Annotated in this window: 22 protein-coding genes and 5 tRNA genes; 14 read left to right on the top strand and 13 right to left on the bottom strand. The window is 58.3% G+C overall.

Features of this window, described 5'->3' with window-relative positions:
* Positions 1-40: 40 nt before the first annotated feature.
* On the bottom strand, positions 41-1,402 hold the full coding sequence (locus CWM53_RS02280) for a PLP-dependent aminotransferase family protein (protein WP_100730384.1): 1,362 nt from the start codon (positions 1,400-1,402) through the stop codon (positions 41-43).
* Positions 1,403-1,490: 88 nt separating this feature from the next.
* Between CWM53_RS02280 and CWM53_RS02275 the strand changes: the two genes are divergently transcribed.
* The 14 genes from CWM53_RS02275 (at position 1,491) to leuA (ending at position 16,076) form a co-directional block, all read left to right on the top strand.
* The gene (locus CWM53_RS02275; protein ID WP_080897708.1) at positions 1,491-1,922 is read left to right on the top strand and encodes a carboxymuconolactone decarboxylase family protein; all 432 of its coding nucleotides are present in this window, start codon (positions 1,491-1,493) and stop codon (positions 1,920-1,922) included.
* A 183-nt stretch (positions 1,923-2,105) separates the two neighbouring features.
* Positions 2,106-2,351, top strand: a complete 246-nt coding sequence (gene nrdH / locus CWM53_RS02270; protein WP_061153588.1) for a glutaredoxin-like protein NrdH — start codon at positions 2,106-2,108, stop codon at positions 2,349-2,351.
* Entirely contained in the window at positions 2,348-2,758 is a 411-nt protein-coding gene (gene nrdI / locus CWM53_RS02265; protein WP_100632153.1) for a class Ib ribonucleoside-diphosphate reductase assembly flavoprotein NrdI, read from the top strand. The genes nrdH and nrdI overlap by 4 nt, the downstream gene beginning before the upstream one ends.
* Positions 2,731-4,872, top strand: a complete 2,142-nt coding sequence (gene nrdE, locus CWM53_RS02260) for a class 1b ribonucleoside-diphosphate reductase subunit alpha (RefSeq protein ID WP_074387793.1) — start codon at positions 2,731-2,733, stop codon at positions 4,870-4,872. Before nrdI ends, nrdE begins: the two co-directional genes overlap by 28 nt.
* Before the next feature lie 10 nt (positions 4,873-4,882).
* Positions 4,883-5,845 (top strand): class 1b ribonucleoside-diphosphate reductase subunit beta, encoded by a 963-nt coding sequence (gene nrdF / locus CWM53_RS02255; RefSeq protein WP_074387792.1) that lies wholly within the window; start codon positions 4,883-4,885, stop codon positions 5,843-5,845.
* Between the two features lie 357 nt (positions 5,846-6,202).
* Positions 6,203-7,405, top strand: coding sequence for a glycine betaine/L-proline ABC transporter ATP-binding protein ProV (proV, locus tag CWM53_RS02250; RefSeq protein ID WP_074387791.1), 1,203 nt, complete (start codon positions 6,203-6,205; stop codon positions 7,403-7,405).
* Positions 7,398-8,465: a glycine betaine/L-proline ABC transporter permease ProW gene (proW, locus tag CWM53_RS02245; protein ID WP_074387790.1), complete on the top strand. Its 1,068-nt coding sequence runs from the start codon at positions 7,398-7,400 to the stop codon at positions 8,463-8,465. The genes proV and proW overlap by 8 nt, the downstream gene beginning before the upstream one ends.
* A 71-nt stretch (positions 8,466-8,536) precedes the next feature.
* Positions 8,537-9,535, top strand: a complete 999-nt coding sequence (gene proX / locus CWM53_RS02240) for a glycine betaine/L-proline ABC transporter substrate-binding protein ProX (protein ID WP_100730385.1) — start codon at positions 8,537-8,539, stop codon at positions 9,533-9,535.
* A 183-nt stretch (positions 9,536-9,718) separates the two neighbouring features.
* Positions 9,719-10,465, top strand: coding sequence for an AzlC family ABC transporter permease (locus CWM53_RS02235; protein WP_074387788.1), 747 nt, complete (start codon positions 9,719-9,721; stop codon positions 10,463-10,465).
* Positions 10,455-10,790 (top strand): L-valine transporter subunit YgaH, encoded by a 336-nt coding sequence (gene ygaH / locus CWM53_RS02230; protein WP_008806143.1) that lies wholly within the window; start codon positions 10,455-10,457, stop codon positions 10,788-10,790. Before CWM53_RS02235 ends, ygaH begins: the two co-directional genes overlap by 11 nt.
* 90 nt (positions 10,791-10,880) lie before the next feature.
* Positions 10,881-11,411, top strand: coding sequence for a transcriptional repressor MprA (mprA, locus tag CWM53_RS02225; RefSeq protein ID WP_002914337.1), 531 nt, complete (start codon positions 10,881-10,883; stop codon positions 11,409-11,411).
* 125 nt (positions 11,412-11,536) lie between these two features.
* A complete protein-coding gene (emrA, locus tag CWM53_RS02220; RefSeq protein ID WP_100730386.1) occupies positions 11,537-12,709 on the top strand; it encodes a multidrug efflux MFS transporter periplasmic adaptor subunit EmrA in 1,173 nt (390 codons plus the stop codon).
* A gap of 15 nt (positions 12,710-12,724) precedes the next feature.
* Entirely contained in the window at positions 12,725-14,263 is a 1,539-nt protein-coding gene (emrB, locus tag CWM53_RS02215; RefSeq protein ID WP_061153580.1) for a multidrug efflux MFS transporter permease subunit EmrB, read from the top strand.
* Between the two features lie 136 nt (positions 14,264-14,399).
* Positions 14,400-16,076, top strand: coding sequence for a 2-isopropylmalate synthase (leuA, locus tag CWM53_RS02210; RefSeq protein ID WP_074387787.1), 1,677 nt, complete (start codon positions 14,400-14,402; stop codon positions 16,074-16,076).
* Here leuA and CWM53_RS02205 read toward each other — a convergent pair.
* The 12 genes from CWM53_RS02205 to csrA form a co-directional block, all read right to left on the bottom strand.
* Positions 16,055-16,822 carry an AraC family transcriptional regulator gene (locus tag CWM53_RS02205; protein WP_100632157.1) on the bottom strand — a complete coding sequence of 256 codons (768 nt, stop codon included), beginning with the start codon at positions 16,820-16,822 and terminating at the stop codon, positions 16,055-16,057. The genes leuA and CWM53_RS02205 overlap by 22 nt on opposite strands.
* A gap of 52 nt (positions 16,823-16,874) precedes the next feature.
* Complete coding sequence (luxS, locus tag CWM53_RS02200) at positions 16,875-17,390, bottom strand: S-ribosylhomocysteine lyase (RefSeq protein WP_002914351.1); 516 nt, start codon at positions 17,388-17,390, stop codon at positions 16,875-16,877.
* A 163-nt stretch (positions 17,391-17,553) separates the two neighbouring features.
* On the bottom strand, positions 17,554-19,110 hold the full coding sequence (gene gshA / locus CWM53_RS02195) for a glutamate--cysteine ligase (RefSeq protein ID WP_100675864.1): 1,557 nt from the start codon (positions 19,108-19,110) through the stop codon (positions 17,554-17,556).
* A gap of 66 nt (positions 19,111-19,176) precedes the next feature.
* Entirely contained in the window at positions 19,177-19,605 is a 429-nt protein-coding gene (locus tag CWM53_RS02190; protein WP_008806149.1) for a YqaA family protein, read from the bottom strand.
* Positions 19,602-20,168 (bottom strand): fructose-1-phosphate/6-phosphogluconate phosphatase, encoded by a 567-nt coding sequence (gene yqaB / locus CWM53_RS02185; RefSeq protein ID WP_100632158.1) that lies wholly within the window; start codon positions 20,166-20,168, stop codon positions 19,602-19,604. The genes CWM53_RS02190 and yqaB overlap by 4 nt, the downstream gene beginning before the upstream one ends.
* A 125-nt stretch (positions 20,169-20,293) precedes the next feature.
* Positions 20,294-20,608, bottom strand: a complete 315-nt coding sequence (locus CWM53_RS02180) for a BON domain-containing protein (RefSeq protein ID WP_061153576.1) — start codon at positions 20,606-20,608, stop codon at positions 20,294-20,296.
* Between the two features lie 356 nt (positions 20,609-20,964).
* Positions 20,965-21,041, bottom strand: a tRNA-Arg gene (locus CWM53_RS02175).
* Between the two features lie 96 nt (positions 21,042-21,137).
* Positions 21,138-21,214, bottom strand: a tRNA-Arg gene (locus CWM53_RS02170).
* Positions 21,215-21,275: 61 nt separating this feature from the next.
* Positions 21,276-21,352: transfer RNA gene (locus CWM53_RS02165), tRNA-Arg, on the bottom strand.
* Between the two features lie 150 nt (positions 21,353-21,502).
* Positions 21,503-21,579, bottom strand: a tRNA-Arg gene (locus CWM53_RS02160).
* A gap of 4 nt (positions 21,580-21,583) precedes the next feature.
* Positions 21,584-21,676, bottom strand: a tRNA-Ser gene (locus tag CWM53_RS02155).
* Between the two features lie 325 nt (positions 21,677-22,001).
* Positions 22,002-22,187 carry a carbon storage regulator CsrA gene (gene csrA, locus CWM53_RS02150; RefSeq protein ID WP_000906486.1) on the bottom strand — a complete coding sequence of 62 codons (186 nt, stop codon included), beginning with the start codon at positions 22,185-22,187 and terminating at the stop codon, positions 22,002-22,004.
* Positions 22,188-22,210: the final 23 nt, after the last annotated feature.

The following is a 22,210-nucleotide window of genomic DNA, read 5'->3' as shown; positions in this document are numbered from 1 at the left end:
TACGCGTCAGCCCCTGCGCGCCTCTGGCCGCAGGGGTTTTTTATGCACCATCGTTCGCGATCGCCTCTCTGAGCCGCCGGGCCAGTTCGTCGGCCATCGCCGCTGAGCGAATATTGGTAAAACTCATCAGTAATCCCCCCTCGCCTGCATGGCGAAGACGCCAGTCGCTCAGCGCCTGCACCGCCAGCCCGGCCTCAACCGCCTGCCGGGCCAACAGGCGATCGTTGCCGCTGACCGGCATGACCAGCTGAATACCGCCCTGCTGCGGCGTGACCCGAAAGCCCTGCGCCTGCAGGGCCGACTCGAGCCACTGTCGGCGCTGGCTATAGTTGGTGCGCATTTTTTTCAGATGACGCCAGAAATGTCCCTGCTGGATAAAATCCGCCAGCGTCTGCTGCCACAGAGTAGGAACGGTGCAGGGCTGGCGCTCCGCCGTCTGATGAAAACGCGCCACCAGCGGGGTCGGCACCACCAGCCAGGCGGTGCGCAGCGCCGGAAACATCGACTTACTGAAAGTGCCCGCGTAGATAACCCGCTGCGGCGCATCGAGGCTTTTCACTGGCGGCAGCGGTTTGCCGTGATAGCGAAACTCGCTATCGTAATCGTCCTCAATAATCCATGCGTCGCGCGCTGTCGCCCACGCCAGCAGTTGGCGACGCCGGGGAAGCGACAGCGCGACCCCCAGCGGACTCTGGTGCGCCGGGGTGAGCAGGGCAAACCGCGCTTGAGGATGATGACGCAGGCCCCAGCCAACATTCATTCCTTCGTCGTCCACCGGGATCGCATCCACCACCAGCTGCCTGGCCTCAACGACCGGGCGGATAAAGGGATACCCGGGATCCTCCATCCACATATGCTGTCCCGGCTGCGCCAGCGTACGCAGGATAAGATCCATGGAGGTAGTATAGTTGCCGGTAATCAGCACCTGCTCCGGCTGGCAGTCAATACTGCGCGACAGGCGCAGATAGTCCACGATCGCCTGGCGCAGAAGCGGGTCGCCGCCGGGATCGCCGGGGGCAAGGTCGAACCGCGACTGCGTCCGCAGCCGACGCCCCATCACTCGCGCCCACAACCCGCGCGGAAAGAGATCCAGCGCCGGCAGCCCCATCTGAAAGGGCAACGGGTCCGTCGAGGCGACTGATTGCGCTGGCGTAACCGGCGCCAGCTGGCGCGGACTGAGCCGCTCGCTGACAAAAGTCCCCGCCTGCCCACGCCGCTCGAGCCACCCCTGGGCGACCAGTTCACCCCAGGCGTTTTCGATAGTCGCCCGGGAGACACCCTGCTCCTGAGCAAACACCCGGCTGGCGGGCAGACGGCTGCCCGGGGTCAGTTCGCCACGTTCAATCGCCGATTTCAGCTGGCGGGCAATACGCTGATAGAGAGGGAGGTGGGTCGCTTCCATTATGGTCTGCTTTTTTCATCACAATATGGCTATCTTTTGCAGTCCATTATAGTGCTATTTTGGCTGCCGTCTTAGAGAGGAGAACACCATGAGCCAATTACGTCAGCCATTCAGTGAACTGAGCCCGGAAGTCTATAAAGGGCTGGTACAGGCCAGCATCGCGCTGGAGAAAAGCGAACTGGGCAGCGCCCTGGTGGAGCTAGTTTATTTACGCGTCTCGCAGATCAACGGCTGCGCCTTCTGCCTTGAGAAGCACAGCCAGGCGCTGCGCAAAGGCGGTATGGCGCAAAGCAAACTGGATGCCCTGGCGGGCTGGCGGGTAAGCGCTCACTTCACACCTGCCGAACGCGCAGCGCTGGCGTGGGCCGAGTCGGTCACCGACATTGCCGTCAGCCATGCGGAAGATGACGTTTACCTGCCGCTGCGCGAACATTTTACCCCGCGTCAGATAAGCGATCTGACCTTAGCCATCAGCCTGATGAACGCCTTTAACCGTCTCGCCGTCGCCATGCGTCTGTAGTTCCGCACAGCCTTCCCCCTCCTCCGCCGAATTGTCCTGGCGGGGGATCTTCTGACTAAAAACGCTATATATTGAGTGGTTGAACTTTTAAATAACTACATCTAGTATTTCCTTATCGAATGACCCACAACGTTCGACGCTGCGTTTAGCGCCGTGCTGTTATCTTAAATGGAAATACGAATCATGCGCATTATTATTTACACTCGAAATGACTGCGTGCAGTGCCATGCCACACGGCGAGCCATGGAAAGCCGGGGACTGGCCTTTGAAATGGTGAACGTCGACCAGCAGCCGGATGCCGCCGACACCCTGCGCGAGCAGGGATTTCGCCAGTTGCCAGTGGTGATCGCTGGTGACCTGCGCTGGAGCGGCTTCCGCCCGGATATGATCAATCGCCTGCGCCCCTCCGTCACGGCGGCCAGCGCATGAGCCTCATCGTCTACTTCTCCAGTCGTTCGGAGAATACCCATCGCTTTGTGCAGCGCCTGGGGCTGCCGGCGGTGCGCATTCCGCTGAACGAGCGTGAACATCTGCAGGTAGACGAACCCTATATTCTCATCGTTCCCAGCTATGGCGGCGGCGGTACGGCCGGCGCGGTACCGCGTCAGGCGATCCGCTTTTTAAACGACGTGCATAACCGCCAGCTGATCCGCGGGGTGATTGCCGCTGGCAATCGCAACTTTGGCGACGCCTGGGGGCGTGCCGGGGATGTCATCGCGCAAAAATGCGCTGTGCCCTATCTCTACCGCTTCGAGCTGATGGGAACCCCCGACGATATCGACAACGTGCGTAAAGGAGTCAGCGAATTTTGGCAACGACAACCGCAGAACGTATAACCGCCGCGGCGGATTTTCACGCCCTCAACGCGATGCTGAATTTGTACGACAGCGAGGGCCGCATCCCGTTTGAGAAAGATCGCCAGGCGGTGGAGGCCTTTATGACCGCCCAGGTCCGGCCCAAGACCCTCACCTTTGCCAGCCAGGACGATAAACTCACCTGGCTCGTCCGCGAGGGCTATTACGATCCGCTGGTGCTGGCCGGCTATGACCGCGCGTTTGTGCTGGCATTGTTCGCCCATGCCCGGCGCGCCGCGTTTCGCTTTCAGACCTTCCTCGGCGCCTGGAAGTTCTATACCAGCTACGCGCTGAAGACCTTTGACGGCAAGCACTACCTCGAGGATTTTGCCGATCGCTGCGTAATGGTGGCGCTGACGCTGGCCCAGGGAGATGACCAGCAGGCGCGGCAGTTAATGGAAGAGATGCTCAGCGGCCGCTTCCAGCCCGCGACCCCCACCTTCCTCAACGCCGGAAAACAGCAGCGCGGGGAGCTGATCTCCTGCTTCCTGCTGCGCATTGAAGATAATATGGAGTCCATCGGCCGGGCGGTTAACTCGGCGCTGCAGCTGTCGAAGCGCGGCGGCGGTGTGGCCTTTTTACTCTCCAACCTGCGCGAGGCCGGGGCGCCGATCAAGCGCATCGAAAATCAGTCCTCCGGGGTGGTGCCGGTGATGAAGATGCTGGAGGACGCCTTCTCCTATGCCAACCAGCTTGGCGCCCGCCAGGGGGCGGGAGCGGTCTGGCTGCATGCGCACCATCCCGATATTTTGCGCTTCCTCGATACCCGGCGTGAGAATGCCGATGAGAAAATCCGCATCAAAACCTTGTCGCTGGGGGTCGTGATCCCCGATATCACCTTCCAGCTGGCAAAAGAAGACGCGCAGATGGCCCTGTTCTCGCCATATGACGTCGAGCGGCTGTACGGTAAACCCTTCGCCGACTGCGCCATCGGCGATCTCTATCCGCAGCTGGTGGCCGATGAACGGGTCCGCAAGCGCTGGATCCGCGCTCGCGATCTGTTCCAGCGCCTGGCGGAGATCCAGTTTGAATCCGGCTATCCGTACATCATGTTTGAAGATACCGTCAATCGTGCCAATCCGGTGGCCGGACGGATCACCATGAGCAATCTGTGTTCCGAAATTCTGCAGGTCAGTACGCCATCCACCTATGATGAGAACCTCAGTTACGCCCATACCGGAGAAGATATCTCCTGTAACCTCGGCTCGCTGAACATCGCCCATACCATGGACTCGCCGGATTTTGCCCGCACTATCGCCACCGCGGTGCGCGCCCTGACCGCGGTGTCCGATATGAGCGACATACAGTCGGTTCCCTCGGTGGCGGCCGGCAATGCGGCCTCCCACGCCATCGGCCTGGGTCAGATGAATCTTCACGGTTACCTGGCGCGGGAAGGGATTGCCTACGGCAGTCCGGAGGGGCTGGACTTCACCAATATCTATTTCTACACCGTGACCTGGCATGCCCTGCACACCTCAATGCTGCTGGCCCGCGAGCGCGGCCAGCGCTTCGCCGGCTTCGAACAGTCGCGCTACGCCAGCGGGGCGTACTTTGACAAATATCTGCAGGAGGAGTGGCAGCCGAAAACCGAACGGGTGCGCGCACTGTTCGCCCGCGCCGGTATCTCCCTGCCCGACCGGGAAAGCTGGCGCCAGCTGCGCGACGATGTCATGCGCTATGGCATCTATAACCGCTATCTGCAGGCGGTGCCGCCCACCGGGTCGATCTCGTACATCAACCATGCCACCTCCAGCATTCATCCGATCGTCTCGAAGATTGAGATCCGCAAAGAGGGGAAGACCGGACGGGTGTACTACCCCGCGCCGTTTATGAATAACGACAATCTGGCCCTCTATCAGGATGCGTACGAGATAGGGCCCCAGAAGATCATTGATACCTACGCCGAGGCGACGCGCCACGTCGATCAGGGGCTGTCGTTGACGTTGTTCTTCCCGGATACCGCCACCACTCGCGATATCAACAAGGCGCAAATCTACGCCTGGAAGAAAGGCATTAAGACCCTCTACTACATCCGTCTGCGCCAGCTGGCGCTGGAAGGCACTGAAATTGAAGGCTGCGTGTCCTGCGCACTGTAAGGAGAACAGGATGACTCATTTAACGCGCATCAGCGCTATCAACTGGAACCGCATTGATGACGACAAAGATCTTGAGGTCTGGAATCGTCTCACCAGCAACTTCTGGCTGCCGGAGAAAGTGCCGCTATCGAACGACATTCCCGCCTGGCAAACCCTCAGCGCGGCGGAGCAGCAGTTGACCATTCGCGTCTTCACCGGGCTGACGCTGCTCGACACCATTCAGAACACCGTCGGCGCCCCGGCGCTGATGGCGGACGCCCTGACCCCGCATGAGGAGGCGGTACTGTCGAACATCAGCTTTATGGAAGCGGTTCATGCCCGCTCTTACAGCTCCATTTTTTCCACGCTGTGCCACAGCAAAGAGGTGGATGCCGCCTTCGCATGGAGTGAAAGCTGCGAACCCCTGCAACGTAAAGCGCAGCTGATGCTGGGCTACTATCAGGCCGACGAGCCGCTGAAGAAAAAAATCGCCAGCGTGTTCCTCGAATCCTTTCTCTTCTATTCCGGCTTCTGGCTGCCAATGCACTTCTCCAGCCGGGGAAAACTGACCAATACCGCGGATCTGATCCGTCTGATCATTCGCGATGAAGCGGTACATGGCTATTACATTGGCTACAAGTATCAGAAAGGACTGGAGATCGTCAGCCCCGGAAAGCGCGAAGAATTGAAAAATTTCGCCCTCGATCTGCTGATGGATCTTTACGACAACGAGCTGGCCTACAGCCGGGAACTGTACGGCGAGAGCGGCTGGTTTGACGACGTCAGCGCTTTCCTGGGCTACAACGCCAACAAAGCGCTGATGAACCTCGGCTATGAAGCGCTGTTCCCGGCGGAGATGGCGGCGGTTAACCCGGCGATCCTCGCCGCGCTGTCACCTAACGCCGATGAAAACCACGACTTTTTCTCCGGCTCCGGCTCCTCGTACGTGATAGGTAAAACGGAAGAGACCGCCGACGACGACTGGGATTTTTAACCCTGCTTTCACCAGGAATATGGTGTGCTGATTCCTGGTGATCTATTTCGCAGAAAAGTGGGTTCATCTGCCAAATATTCTCTCCATGGCATAACCGTCATCACTCCGTCATATTTAGCAGAAAACCCACCCATTCCAGTCGAATTATCCAGAGATAATCAAAAAATATTACCTGCAACAAATTACCGCTCAGCCCTTATATCACGGGGGCTGCGCCACCATGCCCCTCACGCCATTTTGCCGAGAGTTTACTATTGAGGGTTGTCACAGAATCTGAGTATGTTAGGGTGTAAAAAGATCATTATCACCATTGGGTATCGTATCGCAATAAACAAATAACAGGAACTTCTCTATTGCATGGCAATTAAATTAGAAATTAAAAATCTTTATAAGATATTTGGCGAGCACCCTAACCGGGCTTTCAAATATATTGAGAAAGGACTCAACAAAGCGCAAATACTGGAAAAAACGGGGCTGTCGCTTGGCGTCAAAGACGCCAGTCTGGCCATTGAAGAAGGCGAGATATTCGTCATCATGGGGCTCTCCGGCTCGGGGAAATCCACCATGGTTCGCCTTCTCAATCGCCTGATTGAACCCACCCGCGGCCAGGTGCTGATTGACGGAGTCGATATCGCCAAAATGTCGGACGCCGAGCTGCGCGAGGTGCGTCGCAAGAAAATTGCGATGGTTTTTCAGTCCTTTGCGCTTATGCCACACATGAGCGTGCTCGACAACACGGCGTTTGGTATGGCGCTTGCCGGCGTCCCGACCGCCGAACGAGAGCAAAAAGCCCGGGAGGCGCTGCGTCAGGTGGGGCTGGAGAATTATGCCCATGCCTGGCCGGATGAACTCTCCGGCGGGATGCGTCAGCGCGTCGGTTTAGCCCGCGCCCTGGCCATCAATCCCGATATTCTGTTAATGGATGAAGCCTTCTCCGCGCTCGACCCGCTCATTCGCACCGAAATGCAGGATGAGCTCATCAAATTACAGGCTAAGCATCAACGCACTATTGTCTTTATTTCTCATGACCTTGATGAAGCCATGCGAATTGGCGATCGCATTGCCATTATGCAAAATGGCGAAGTGGTCCAGGTCGGTACTCCGGATGAAATACTGAATAATCCGGCCAATGATTATGTGCGCACCTTCTTCCGCGGCGTGGATATTAGCCAGGTCTTTAGCGCCAAAGATATTGCCCGTCGCAGCCCGGTTGGATTGATTCGTAAAACCCCAGGTTTTGGCCCCCGTTCGGCGCTGAAATTATTACAGGATGAAGACCGGGAATATGGCTATGTCATCGAACGCGGAAATCGCTTTGTCGGGATTGTCTCAATCGATTCTCTGAAGACGGCGCTCAGCACCGGCGAGGGGATCGAGACGGCGCTGATTGACGCCCCGCTGGCGGTGGAGGCGCAAACGCCGCTCAGCGATCTGCTCTCCCATGTCGGCCACGCCCCGTGCGCCGTCCCGGTGGTGGATGAAGAACAACAATACATTGGCATCATTTCCAAACGAATGTTGCTCCAGGCTTTAGATCGCGAGGGGGTGAATCATGGCTGATCAAACCAATCCGTGGGACAGCGCCCCGGCAACCGACAGCGCCACGCAGGCTGCCGATGCCTGGGGTGGAACCGCCACTGCCGCGCCGGCCAACGGTGGCGGCGCCGACTGGCTGCACAGCGCGCCCGCGCCGCAGCCGGAACAGTTCAATATCATGGACCCGTTCCATAAGACGCTGATCCCACTCGACAGCTGGGTCACCCACGCCATCGACTGGATCGTGCTGCACTTCCGCCCGCTGTTCCAGGGGATCCGCGTGCCGATCGACTATATCCTCAGCGCCTTCCAGCAGCTGCTGTTGGGGATGCCGGCGCCGGTGGCGATAATTATCTTCGCGCTGATCGCCTGGCAGATCTCCAGCCTCGGCATGGGGGTCGCCACCCTGGTTTCGCTGATTGCCATCGGCGCCATCGGTGCCTGGTCGCAGGCAATGGTCACCCTGGCGCTGGTCCTCACCGCCCTGCTGTTCTGCATGGTTATCGGCCTGCCGCTGGGGATCTGGCTGGCGCGCAGTCCGCGGGCGGCGAAAATTATCCGCCCACTGCTCGATGCCATGCAGACCACACCGGCGTTCGTCTATCTGGTGCCGATCGTGATGCTGTTCGGCATCGGCAACGTGCCCGGCGTGGTAGTGACGATTATCTTCGCCCTGCCGCCGATCGTCCGCCTGACCATTCTCGGGATAAACCAGGTGCCCGCGGATCTGATCGAAGCGTCGCGCTCGTTTGGCGCCAGCCCGCGCCAGCTGTTGTTTAAGGTTCAGCTACCGCTGGCGATGCCCACCATCATGGCCGGGGTAAACCAGACGCTGATGCTGGCCCTGTCGATGGTGGTAATCGCCTCGATGATCGCCGTCGGCGGTCTCGGCCAGATGGTGCTGCGCGGCATTGGCCGCCTGGATATGGGTCTGGCTACCGTCGGCGGCGTGGGGATCGTGATCCTCGCGATTATTCTTGACCGCCTCACCCAGGCCGTCGGTCGCGACGCCCGCAGTCGCGGCAACCGCCGCTGGTACACCACCGGCCCACTGGGGCTTATCACTCGCCCTTTCTGTCGATAACCGCGCTGCCCCCCGGCAACAGCCGATGCCGGGGGGCCGGCCTCCCCCATTAAACAATAAGAGGAACCACCATGCGACATCGCACGATGATGGCCACCGCCGCCTTTGCCACCCTGATCGCCACCAGCGCCTTCGCCGCCGACCTGCCGGGCAAAGGGATTACCGTAAAGCCTGCCCAGAGCACCATTTCGGAAGAGACCTTCCAGACCCTGCTGGTCAGCCGCGCACTGGAGAAGCTAGGCTACACCGTTGAGAAACCCAGCGAAGTGGACTATAACGTCGCCTACACCTCCATTGCCGCCGGCGATACCACCTTTATCGCCACCAACTGGCAGCCGCTGCACGATGACATGTACGCCGCGGCGGGCGGTGATAACAAATTCTATCGTAAAGGGGTGTATGTCTCAGGCGCCGCCCAGGGCTATCTGATCGACAAAAAAACCGCCGAGCAGTACCACATCACCTCCATCGATCAGCTTAAAGATCCGCAGATCGCCAAACTGTTTGATACCAATAACGACGGTAAAGCGGATCTCACCGGCTGTACACCAGGCTGGGGCTGCGAAGCGGTGATTAACCACCAGATTGACGCCTATGGCCTGAGCAAAACCGTCACCCATAACCAGGGCAACTACGCGGCGATGATGGCTGACACCATCGCCCGCTATAAAGAGGGTAAACCGGTGCTCTACTACACCTGGACGCCGTACTGGGTCAGCGACGTGCTGAAACCTGGCAAAGACGTCGTCTGGCTGCAGGTGCCGTTCTCCTCCCTGCCAGGCAAACAGAAAGACATCGACACCAAACTGGCCAACGGCGCCAACTATGGCTTCCCGGTGAACACCATGCACATTGTCGCCAACAAAGCGTGGGCAGAGAAAAACCCAGCCGCCGCCACCCTGTTTAGTGTCATGAAGCTGCCGATTACCGACATCAACGCCCAGAATGCGATGATGCATGAAGGCCATGCTTCCGAAGCCGACATTAACGGCCATGTCGATGGCTGGATCAAAGCCCACCAGCCGCTGTTCGACAGCTGGGTGAAAGCGGCGCTCGCTGCGCAGCAGTAACCCAGTCTCCCGGATAAGGCGCTCCGTCTTATCCGGGCTCCCTTCCCCTCCTTGCTCGCAGCACAGAGTATGGAAAAGCGGATTCCAGGAATTTCCATAGTGTTAAGGCGCGTCGCGCTCTGTTAAGGTGGACCCATCGGTCAATTTGTCACCTTCACATGGATCCAGCGATAAGTTATTCATATGGAAAACCCCGCGCCCTTAACCTGTGCCTTACCTGAACGTGTCGCCACCGTCGGCGAAGGCATCAAAGACAGTCTCCCCATCGTTATCAGCTACCTGCCGGTGGCTTTCGCCTTCGGACTGAACGCCACCCGGCTGGGATTCACCCCGCTGGAAAGCCTGTTTTTCTCCTGCATTATTTACGCCGGCGCCAGCCAGTTTGTGATCACCGCCATGCTGGCCGCCGGCAGTTCACTGTGGGTCGCGGCCCTGACGGTGATGGCGATGGATGTCCGTCATGTGCTGTATGGCCCCTCATTGCGCAGCCGCATTCGCTCGACGCTGGATAAAAAGAAAACCGCCCTCTGGGCCTTCGGCCTGACCGATGAGGTTTTCGCCGCGGCCACCGCCAGGCTGGTTCGCGATAACCGCCGCTGGAGCGAAAACTGGATGCTCGGTCTCGCTTTTACTTCCTGGGCATCGTGGGTGTGCGGCACGCTGGCCGGCGCCTGGTCCGGTAACGGCCTGCTGGTGGATTATCCCGCGGTGGAGGCCGCGCTCGGCTTTATGCTGCCGGCGCTGTTTATGAGCTTCCTGCTGGCCTCATTCCAGCGCCAGCAGTCACTCTGCGTCACGGCAGCCCTGGCAGGCGCGCTGGGCGGCATTCTGTTATTTTCCATTCCGGCGGCGATCCTCGCCGGGATTGTCTGCGGGTGTCTGACGGCGCTGGTCCAGGCCATGCTTAAGGGGATGCCGGATGAACAGTGAAGTCCTTCTACTCGGGGTGATTGTCGGCAGCGTGAATTATCTGTTTCGCTATCTTCCCCTGCGTCTGCGCGCGGGCCATGCCCGGCCTGCTCGCCGTGGCCCGGTCAGCGTGCTGCTGGATACCATTGGCATCGCCTCGATTTGCGCGCTGCTGGTGGTCTCCAGCGTGCCGGAGATCCTCGCCGATGCCCATCGTCTGGCGCCGACGCTGATCGGCTTCCTGGTGCTGGGGGCCGCCTTCTGGAAAACCCGCAGCATTATTGTCCCGACGCTGCTGTCGGCGTTGGCCTATGGTCTGGCATGGAAAATCACCAGCGGACTCTAAGCCTTACGTATCAATTTTAGTCAATAATTCATTTGATTTATTTGTCACAATAGTTATTATATCGGCTGTAATTAATGAGGTCATACCCAAATGGATAGTTCGTTTACTCCCATTGAGCAAATGCTCAAATTCCGCGCCAGCCGCCATGAAGATTTCCCGTTCCAGGAGATCCTGTTAACTCGTCTTTGCATGCACATGCAAGGTAAGCTGCTGGAAAACCGCAATAAAATGCTCAAAGCGCAGGGAATTAACGAGACATTATTTATGGCGCTGATTACGCTGGAATCGCAGGAAAACCACAGCATTCAGCCGTCCGAGCTAAGCTGCGCGCTGGGCTCGTCGCGGACCAACGCCACCCGTATCGCTGATGAGCTGGAAAAACGCGGCTGGATTGAACGCCGCGAGAGCGATAACGATCGCCGCTGTCTGCATCTGCAGCTGACCGAAAAGGGCCATCAGTTTTTGCGTGAAGTCCTGCCACCGCAGCATAACTGCCTGCATCAGCTGTGGTCTTCACTCAGCACCAGCGAAAAAGATCAGCTCGAACATATCACCCGCAAACTCCTGAGCCGCCTTGACCAGATGGAAGAAGAAGGCGTGCTGGCGGACTCTCTACGCTAAGGGCGGCGTCGCTCAACCCATTTTTACGTTGCAAGGAAAACAGCCAGGCCAGCAGATCTCTGCTGGCCTTTCTGATAAACAGGTCGGCTCAGCCGATGTGAAATAATAAGATCGTGGAGAATAACATGAGCGCAAATGCGGAGAGCCAAACCCCGCAGCAACCAAGCAGCAAAAAAGGAAAGCGCAAAGGCGCACTCCTGTTGCTGACATTGCTCTTCATTATTATTGCCGTGGCATATGGGATTTACTGGTTTCTGGTACTGCGTCACTACGAAGAGACCGACGATGCCTACGTGGCAGGGAACCAGGTACAAATTATGGCCCAGGTCTCGGGCAGCGTGACCAAAGTCTGGGCGGACAACACGGACTACGTGCAGAAAGGCGATCCGCTGGTGACGCTCGATCAGACCGATGCCCAGCAGGCGTTTGAGAAAGCCAAAACGCAGCTGGCCGCCAGCGTCCGTCAGACCCGCCAGCAGATGATCAACAGCAAGCAATTGCAGGCGAACATCGACGTCAAAAAAACCGCCCTTGCCCAGGCCCAGGCTGACCTGAACCGCCGCATTCCGCTGGGCGCCGCGAACCTGATCGGCCGCGAAGAGCTGCAGCACGCTCGCGATACCGTCGCCAGCGCGCAGGCCGAACTCGACGTGGCAATCCAGCAATACAACGCCAACCAGGCGATCGTGCTGGGTACCAAACTGGAACAGCAGCCGGCGGTGCTGCAGGCGGCCACCGAAGTGCGTAACGCCTGGCTGGCCCTGCAGCGTACGCAAATCGTCAGCCCGATTAGCGGCTACGTTTCCCGTCGCTCGGTACAGCCTGGGGCGCAGATTGGCACCACCACGCCGCTGATGGCGGTGGTCCCGGCGACCAACCTGTGGATCGACGCCAACTTTAAAGAGACCCAGCTGGCGCACATGCGCATCGGCCAGCCGGCCACCGTGATCAGCGACATCTATGGCGATGACGTGAAATACACCGGCAAAGTGGTCGGCCTGGATATGGGTACCGGCAGCGCCTTCTCCCTGCTGCCGGCGCAGAACGCCACCGGTAACTGGATCAAAGTGGTACAGCGCCTGCCAGTCCGCATCGAGCTGGATGAAAAACAGCTGGCGGAACACCCGCTGCGCATCGGCCTCTCCACGCTGGTGGAAGTCAACACCACCGATCGCGATGGCGAAATGCTGGCCAGCCAGGTGCGAAGCTCCCCGGTCTACGAGAGCAATGCCCGCGAAATCGCGCTTGAGCCGGTCAATAAACTGATCGACGGTATCATCCAGGCCAACGCCGGATAATTCGGGGTGAGCGTAATGCAACAGCAAAAACCGCTCGAAGGCGCGCAACTGGTCATTATGACCATTGCGCTGTCGCTGGCGACGTTCATGCAGGTGCTGGACTCCACTATCGCCAACGTGGCAATTCCGACCATTGCCGGTAACCTTGGCTCGTCGCTGAGCCAGGGAACCTGGGTCATCACCTCGTTCGGGGTGGCCAACGCCATCTCCATCCCCATTACCGGCTGGCTGGCGAAACGCGTCGGCGAGGTGAAGCTCTTCGTCTGGTCGACGGTGGCATTCGCTATCGCCTCCTGGGCCTGCGGGGTGTCGAACAGCCTGACGATGCTGATTTTCTTCCGCGTCATTCAGGGGATCGTCGCCGGTCCGCTGATCCCGCTGTCGCAGAGCCTGTTGCTCAGCAACTACCCGCCGGCGAAGCGGTCGATTGCGCTGGCCCTGTGGTCAATGACCGTGATCGTCGCGCCGATCTGTGGCCCGATTCTCGGCGGCTATATCAGCGATAACTATCACTGGGGCTGGATCTTCTTCATCAACGTGCCGATTGGCGTGGCGGTGGTGATCATGACCCTGCAAACCCTGCGCAACCGTGAAACCCGCACCGAACAACGGCGCATCGACGGCGTGGGTCTCGCCCTGCTGATCATCGGTATCGGTAGCCTGCAGGTGATGCTCGACCGCGGTAAAGAGCTCGACTGGTTCGCTTCCAACGAGATTATCATCCTGACCATCGTGGCGGTGGTGGCGATAAGTTTCCTGATTGTCTGGGAGCTGACCGACGATAACCCGATAGTCGACCTCTCGCTGTTTAAGTCACGCAACTTCACCATCGGCTGTTTGTGTATCAGCCTGGCCTATATGCTCTACTTCGGCGCCATCGTGCTGCTGCCGCAACTGTTGCAGGAGGTCTACGGCTACACCGCCACCTGGGCCGGTCTGGCGTCGGCGCCGGTGGGGGTGATCCCGGTTATTCTGTCGCCAATCATCGGCCGCTTTGCGCATAAGCTCGATATGCGGCGGCTGGTGACCTTCAGCTTTATTATGTATGCGGTGTGCTTCTACTGGCGCGCGTGGACCTTTGAACCGGGTATGGACTTTGGTGCTTCGGCGTGGCCGCAGTTTATCCAGGGCTTCGCGGTAGCCTGCTTCTTCATGCCATTGACCACCATCACCCTCTCCGGCCTGCCGCCGGAGCGGCTGGCGGCGGCGTCGAGCTTGTCGAACTTTACCCGAACGCTTGCCGGTTCCATCGGTACCTCGATCACCACCACCATGTGGACCAACCGTGAGGCGCTGCACCATGCGCAGCTCACCGAGTCGGTGACGCCGTTCAACCCCAACGCCCAGCAGATGTACGATCAGCTGCAGGGCATGGGAATGACCCAGCAGCAGGCTTCCGGCTGGATAGCACAGCAGATAACCAACCAGGGGTTGATTATCTCCGCCAACGAAATCTTCTGGGTTTCGGCGGGGATCTTTATTCTTCTGCTCAGCCTGGTGTGGTTCGCCAGGCCGCCATTCAGCGCCGGCGGCGGCGGTGGGGGCGCACACTAAGTATCAGACTAAGGGACCTGCGGGTCCCTTTTTTATGGCGTCAGATTGTCCAATTCTCGCTAGTTTCTGTCTCGTTTGCGAGAGCCCGCCACCCGACGCTCGGGCAGGATAAAGGCTGACCATTAAGGAGAATACTATGCTGAGCCATCCTGCTGAAAAGTACCGTCCCTATCCGCCGATTGCCCTGCCCGACCGCCGCTGGCCCGACCGGCAAATCAGCCACGCCCCGCGCTGGCTGTCGACCGACCTGCGCGACGGCAACCAGGCGCTGGCGGAGCCCATGGACAGCGCCCGCAAACTGCAGTTCTGGGATCTGCTGCTGGAGTGCGGCTTTAAAGAGATTGAGGTCGCCTTCCCTTCCGCTTCGCAAACCGATTTCAACTTCGTCCGCCAGCTGATCGACGAGCAGCGCATCCCGGAAGATGTCACCATCCAGGTGCTGACCCAGGCGCGGGATCCGTTGATCCTGCGCACCTTTGAGGCGCTGCGCGGCGCCCGCCAGGCCACCGTCCACCTCTACAATGCCACCGCGCCGCTGTTTCGCGAGCTGGTCTTTGGGATGGATAAAGCCGAAGTGATCGCCCTGGCGACCCGTGCCACCCGGCTTATCCGCCAGCAGTGCGAACAACAGCCGGAGACCCGCTGGCAATACGAATACTCACCAGAGACCTTCTGCTTTACCGAACCCGAGTTTGCGCTTGAGATTTGCGAGGCGGTGGCGGACGTCTGGCAGCCCTGCGCCGAACGGCCGATGATCGTCAATCTGCCGGCGACGGTAGAAGTGAACACCCCCAACGTGTATGCCGATCAGATCGAGTATTTTTGCCGCCACTTCTCCCGCCGCGGCGAGGTCTGCATCAGCGTGCACCCGCATAACGACCGCGGGACCGGTGTCGCCAGCGCCGAGCTGGCGGTGATGGCTGGCGCCGATCGGGTGGAAGGCTGCCTGTTTGGCAATGGCGAACGCACTGGCAACGTCTGCCTGGTCACGCTGGCCATGAACCTCTACAGCCAGGGCATCGACCCCCAGCTTCGCTTCGAGCAGATGAACCGGGTGGTGGAGGTGGTGGAAAACTGCAACCAGATCCCCGTTCACCCGCGCCACCCGTGGGCGGGAAGTCTGGCTTACACCGCCTTCTCCGGCTCCCATCAGGATGCAATCAAAAAAGGGTTTGATGCCCGTCATCCTGGTGATCCATGGCAGATGCCCTACCTGCCCATTGACCCACAGGATATCGGCTGTAGCTATGAGGCGGTGATCCGCGTCAACAGCCAGTCGGGGAAAAGCGGCAGCGCCTGGCTTATCGAACAAAATCATGGTCTCAAGCTGCCCCGCGGGCTGCAGCAGGACTTCAGTCAGCATGTACAGCAGGCGACCGATAGCGACGGCAAAGAGATGACCCACCACGCGCTGTGGCAGCTGTTCCGCACGCGCTACGGCCTGCTGGCGCAGCCTGCGCTGACGCTGCTCGATTATCAGAGCGCCAGCCAACAGGATGGTCAGCTTTCGCTGCAGGCGACGCTGCGTCACCACGGCGAAACCCGACGCCTGCAGGGCCAGGGCAACGGCCTGCTGTCGGCCGCCGCCAGCGGCCTCAGCGCACTGCTCAGACAGCCGTTTATGATCAAGGACTACCATGAGCATACCCTTGGCGCGCGCAGCGACAGTCGGTCGGTCGCCTATATCCGCTGCGTTTTTCCGCAAGGTGAAAGCTACTGGGGGGTAGGTATTGATAATGACGTGGCGCGCGCTTCGCTGCAGGCATTGTGCAATGCGATCAGCGTCGCCGATCAGGTCGGAGGGCGAAAATAGTCGCTGGGAGCAACGCCCATCACCCGACGAAACATGGCGCTGAAGGCGCTGTGGCTGCCGTAGCCCAGCTCCAGCGCCACCCGCAGCACGGAGTGACCCTGCGCCAGGCGAGTCAGCGCTTCCATTAGCTTCGCCCGGCGCACCCACTCGCTCCACGTCAGGCTAGTCTGCTGCTGAAAATGGCGGTTAAGGGTTCGCTCGCTCATGCTGCACGCCTTCGCCGCCTGGCCGCTGCTCCAGACATCGCCCGGCGTCTCACGCACCTGCTGACATAGCCGACGCAGCGTGTCGCTTTGTGGTTCCGGCAGGCCAAACGGCAGGATCGCCATCCCGCGGATCTCATCGAGGATCAGCTCATAAATCCGTTCGTCACGGCTGGCGGGGGCATAGCGCTCGGCCAGTCCCAGGGATGAGACGATCAGTTCCCGCAGCAGCGGCGTGATCTGTACGATCTGGCAGCCCGCCGGGAGATCGGCGCGCGCCAGCGGATCGATAAACAGGGTGCGCGCCGCCACGTTGCCGGTCATACGCAGCGCGTGCGGCGTTCCCGCCGGCAGCCAGACGCCGCGCCCGGGCGGCACCACCCAGTAACCTGCCGGCGTCGCGACCCGCACCACGCCGCTTAAAATATGCAGCAGCTGGGCGCAGTCGTGCTGATGCCAGTCTTCCTGGTCACCGTGGGCGTAATCATGGGCAAAAGGCACCAGCGGGCGGTGCTGAAAGGAGAACGTCGTGGTGGTGGTCATGGCGGCGTCAGGAGAGCGGCCCGGCGACAGGCGTCGGGCCGTGGCGGAAGCACTAGATGTGCAGTTCCTGCAGTTTTTCTTTCGGCAGCGCCAGTTCGTCGTTGCTGTTGATGCGCACATCGCGCTCAATGATATGACGAGCGATGTCCTGGGCCTCTTCCAGCGAGTGCATCGTGTAGGTTCCGCACTGGTAAACGTTCAGCTCCGGGATCTGGTTCTGATCTTTTACCTTCAGTACATCGGCCATCGCCGCTTTCCAGGCGTCAGCGACGCGCTGCTCATCTGGCGTACCAATCAGGCTCATATAGAACCCGGTGCGGCAGCCCATCGGCGAAATGTCGATAATTTCCACGCCATTCCCGTTCAGGTGATCGCGCATAAAGCCCGCGAACAGGTGCTCCAGAGTGTGGATACCGCGCTCCGGCATCACTTCCTGGTTCGGCACGCAGAAGCGCAGATCGAAAACGGTGATTTCATCGCCATGCGGCGTGTTCATTTTCTTCGCGACACGCACCGCTGGGGCTTCCATTCGGGTATGGTCGACTGTGAAACTATCTAACAACGGCATTCGTCACCTCCGGGAGTGATTTTTTTTAAAATAAAATGAACTCTTTGTTCAGCCGCGAGTCTCAGTATATGAAAGACGCGCATTTATTATCATCATCATCCCTGAATCAGAGATGAAAGTTTGGCCACATTGATGTGGCCTTTTTCTTTTGTATCGTCAGCGGCTACGCGTGTCGTGCCAGCAGCGCTTCAAACGGCTCACTGTCTTCCGCTTCCACTTTCTTCTGCCGCGCCACCGATGCCTCGCGCTCGGCGATGAAATCGGCTTCGCTCAGGATCTCCAGCGGCTCTTCACGCAGCTGCGTCCGATAGCGATCCGCCAATGCACGGCCAGTGCCGCCAATCCCTTCTTCAATCATAGAACGCAGAATGCGGGCTGAGAAGGTTAATTCCGGATCGTCAAAGCAGGCCAGCAGCTCGTCGCAGACCTGCTGATATGCCTGGCCACCGTGGATACTGTCAAGGGTCTGCGCCACGCGGCGTAAATCGCGGAACAGATCTTTGCCCACCTCAGCCAACGGGAACTGCGCGCTTTCGCAGCCAATCCCCAGCGTTAAGCCCGGCTTACGCCCTTCCAGAATCACCCGATTCCAGTTGGTGCGGGTGCACAGCAGCTCATCGCTGCTCATCTCCGGCGCGTCGGCCAGCGCGCACCAGACCATAAACAGATCGAGGAAACGCACCTGCTGGGCGTCAACGCCGATCGGCGAGAACGGGTTGATATCCAGCGAACGCACTTCAATGTACTCAATGCCGCCGCGCAGCAGCGCATCGGACGGGGTTTCGCCCCGACGGGTCACGCGTTTCGGACGGATCGGCGCATAGAGTTCGTTTTCAATCTGCAGGATATTGCTGTTGATCTGCAGATACTTGCCGTCTTTCTGCAGCCCGATTTTAGCGTACTCTTCCGACGGCGTTTTAATCGCCCGCTTCAATCCTGCCACATACTCGTGCAGATCGTTAAACGTAATTCCGAGATTGCTTTGCGACTTATTGGTATAACCGAGGTCGCTGAGGCGCAGCGAGGTGGCGTACGGCAGGTAGTACATACCGTTACCCGCTTCCTCAAAAGGCAGCGTCGTCGGTTTCCCTTGCAGGAACGAAGAGCAAATCGCCGGCGAAGCGCCGAACAGATAAGGGATCACCCAGCCAAAGCGATAGTAGTTACGAATCGAGCGGAAATAGCCCGCCGAGATAGCTTCTTTACCGCTTTCGACGTCTTCCACGCCGCACTTCGCCTGCCAGAACGCCATCGGCAGCGAGAAGTTATAGTGCACGCCGGAGATAGTCTGCATCAGCGCGCCATAGCGGTTCTTCAGCCCCTCGCGATACAGCGTTTTCAGACGCCCCACGTTTGAGGTGCCGTACTGCGCCAGCTCAATATCCTGACCGGGAGCGATATAGCATGGCATACTCAGCGGCCACATCCGCTCGTCGCCCAGCTGACGCGCGGTATAGCGATGGACATCGCGCATAAAGGTCAGCATATGCTCAATATCGCCATCTACCGGCGTAATGAACTCGAGTAAAGCTTCGGCAAAATCGGTGGTAATCCATTTATGCGTCAGCGCTGAGCCTAACGCCAGAGGGTGACCGGTCGTTGCAAGGGTGCCGTCGGCGTTAACGCGCAGCGTTTCCCGCTCCAGACCACGTTGAATACCTTGCAGAGCCTGCGGATGTTTTTCCAGCCAGGCCAGCGCCTGTGATACGTCCGGGATCAATTTGACCTCCCGCCTGTCGAAATCGTTTGAATAAGCATAATTGTAATGGATGAACTATCAGTCCAATTAGTGCCACCACGTCATGCCCTGAAGCGTCGCTGCCGCAATAACGATATAGCGCAGCGCCTTACCAAGGCATAAGAAAAAGAGTACCGGTCCCCAGGAAATGCGCATCCATCCCGCCAGCAAACACAGTAAATCACCGACAACCGGCGCCCAGCTCAGTAAGAGCGTGACCGCGCCGTAGCGCTTAAGCCAGCCGGCCGCCCGCTCCTGCCAGCGCGAGGTTTTGCGCAGCGGAAACAAGCGCCCCAGAATAACGTTAGTTACCCCTCCAAGGCTATTGCCGATTGTTGCTATTAATACTAACCACCATGGATGACTGACCCCTGCAAGTAGCATAGCCACCAGCACAACCTCCGAATTACCGGGAAGCAGCGTGGCGCTTAAAAAGCTACTGGCAAACAGCGAGGTGAGTGACAGCGCGTCGCTCACAGCAAACGCACGTCAACAGCGTCCATGCCTGCGCGCTTCGCCGCCTGCAGACCAAAGTCGGCATCTTCGAAGACCACGCATTTTTCCGGCGCGACGCCCATGCGCTCGGCGCACAGCAGGAAGGTATCGGGCGCGGGTTTATGGTTGACCACATGATCGGCCGCCACCACCGCGGTGAAGTAATGACGCAGGCCCAGGTGCGCCAGCAGTGCCTCGGCGACGGCGCTTTCGCTGCCGGTACCCACCGACATCGGGCGACGGCCATGCCACGCCTTGACCACCTCAATCAGCGGCAATGGGCGTACGCTGTCCAGCAGCATCGCCTTAACCGCCTGGGTTTTTTCCTGCGCCAGGCGATGTGGATCGAGATCCGCCTGGTTGAGTTCAATAATCGCCTGGGCAATCCGCCAGGTTGGTGAGCCATTGAGCGCGACCATCGCCTGTTCGTCGAAACGCATACCGTAGCGGCCCAACACCTCGTTCCATGCCTGACGATGCGTCGGCTCGGTATCGAGAATGGTGCCATCCATATCAAAGATCAGTCCTGCGTAACCTTCGTACATTGTCTTCTCACCAACCGGTTAATGAATGGTTACTCTATCGCAAAAGCCCGTCGTTGTCGCGGCCAGCGGCTTAAACGACAAAGGCGCCCTCAGGCGCCTTCAGGCATAAAACCAGAAAGCCGGTCTTATTTAATACGCAGATCGTTCTCGACCATTCGCACGCCCTGCACCCGACGGGTGACTTCTACCGCACGTTTAGCGCTATCAGCAGAGGAGACAAACCCGCTCAACTGCACGCGGCCTTTAAAGGTCTGGACGCTGATTTCTGAGGACTTGATTTCTTTATCATTAAAGAGCGCCGTTTTCACCTTAGTGGTCACCACGGTATCGTCAATGTAACCGCCGGTGCTTTCTTTGGTGGACGAACCGGCACAGCCAGTAAGGGCCGTCGCCACCAGCAGCGTCGCGCAAAAAGCAGGTATTGCTTTGAACCATTTCATGGATTTCTCTCCTTGCATTTATCTCAGCCTGATAACGCTGATATACAAGGATAAATTATAGTGGAAAGCGCGGCTTGCCAATAAAAAAAGTCAGGATGAAATCGGTGATGGAAAACGAGGTAATCGGAATGGAGAGAGAAGAGTGAGGATGGTGTATTCGAAAGGGTGCTGGCGATAATTTCGCAGACCGTAAAACAACATCGTCGCTGTTATTAAGGAGAATATGGTGCATCCGGGAGGATGACTCGGCTACGCCTCGCCCTTCGGGCCGTTGCTTACGCAACGTTATCCCCCCTGGTGCTGGCGATGATTTCGCAGACCATAAAACAACATCGTCGCTGTTATTAAGGAGAATATGGTGCATCCGGGAGGATTCGAACCTCCGACCGCTCGGTTCGTAGCCGAGTACTCTATCCAGCTGAGCTACGGATGCATCGGGAAAGCTATTTTACTGCGGGGTGACTCTCCTGGCACTTACGATGGTTTCGCAAACCAGATAACAACAATGTTGCTGTTACTAAGGAGAATATGGTGCATCCGGGAGGATTCGAACCTCCGACCGCTCGGTTCGTAGCCGAGTACTCTATCCAGCTGAGCTACGGATGCATCGGGATTACTGCTGTAATTCTGATATCAAATTTCGCGATTTGCCATTCTTATCAAAGAATGGTGCATCCGGGAGGATTCGAACCTCCGACCGCTCGGTTCGTAGCCGAGTACTCTATCCAGCTGAGCTACGGATGCATCGGGAAACTTGCTTTACTACGCGTCAGTGTCACAACTAACACATGCCACACTGAGTATGATGGCCTAATCGGTAGAGTGACTCGATTATGCCTCGCACTGCGGGCCGCTGCTTTCACAGCGTTCTTCTCTCTTAATTCAGAAAGAAGATGGTGCATCCGGGAGGATTCGAACCTCCGACCGCTCGGTTCGTAGCCGAGTACTCTATCCAGCTGAGCTACGGATGCAAAATGGCGGTGAGGCGGGGATTCGAACCCCGGATGCAGCTTTTGACCGCATACTCCCTTAGCAGGGGAGCGCCTTCAGCCTCTCGGCCACCTCACCACACACACGCCTCTTTCGAGTGCTTTGAAGAACTTGTTTCTGCTCTTCGTCGCTGCGATGGCGCACATATTACTTTCTGGTACTTATAAGTCAAACACTTTTTCGAGACCTTTTTTCGTTTGCACACTTCGCACGCAATTCGCGTGCAAAAACGGCAAAAAGGGCAATTTATCAACAGGAAATCAGACCTGGCGCTGACATAACGCCAAACAGCCAAAGCGGCAAAGGGTAATGAAAACCGATATTGCGCAGGGGGAAAAAGTGAAAAAGGCAAAAATAACGGCGGGAAGGGATGCGCCTCACTGAACAGCGAGGCGCGGAAACCTTAGTAACTGGACTGCTGGGATTTTTCAGCCTGAATACGCTGGTAGATCTCTTCACGGTGAACAGATACTTCTTTAGGGGCGTTTACGCCAATACGAACCTGGTTACCCTTCACCCCTAAAACTGTCACAGTGACCTCATCTCCAATCATGAGGGTCTCACCAACTCGACGAGTCAGAATCAGCATTCTTTGCTCCTTGAAAGATTAAA

Source organism: Klebsiella sp. A-Nf5, assembly GCF_002810545.1.
Classification (GTDB): Bacteria; Pseudomonadota; Gammaproteobacteria; order Enterobacterales; family Enterobacteriaceae; genus Klebsiella; species Klebsiella variicola.
The sequence above is the reverse complement of the archived record's forward strand: the minus strand, read 5'-3'. Positions and strand labels throughout refer to the sequence as shown.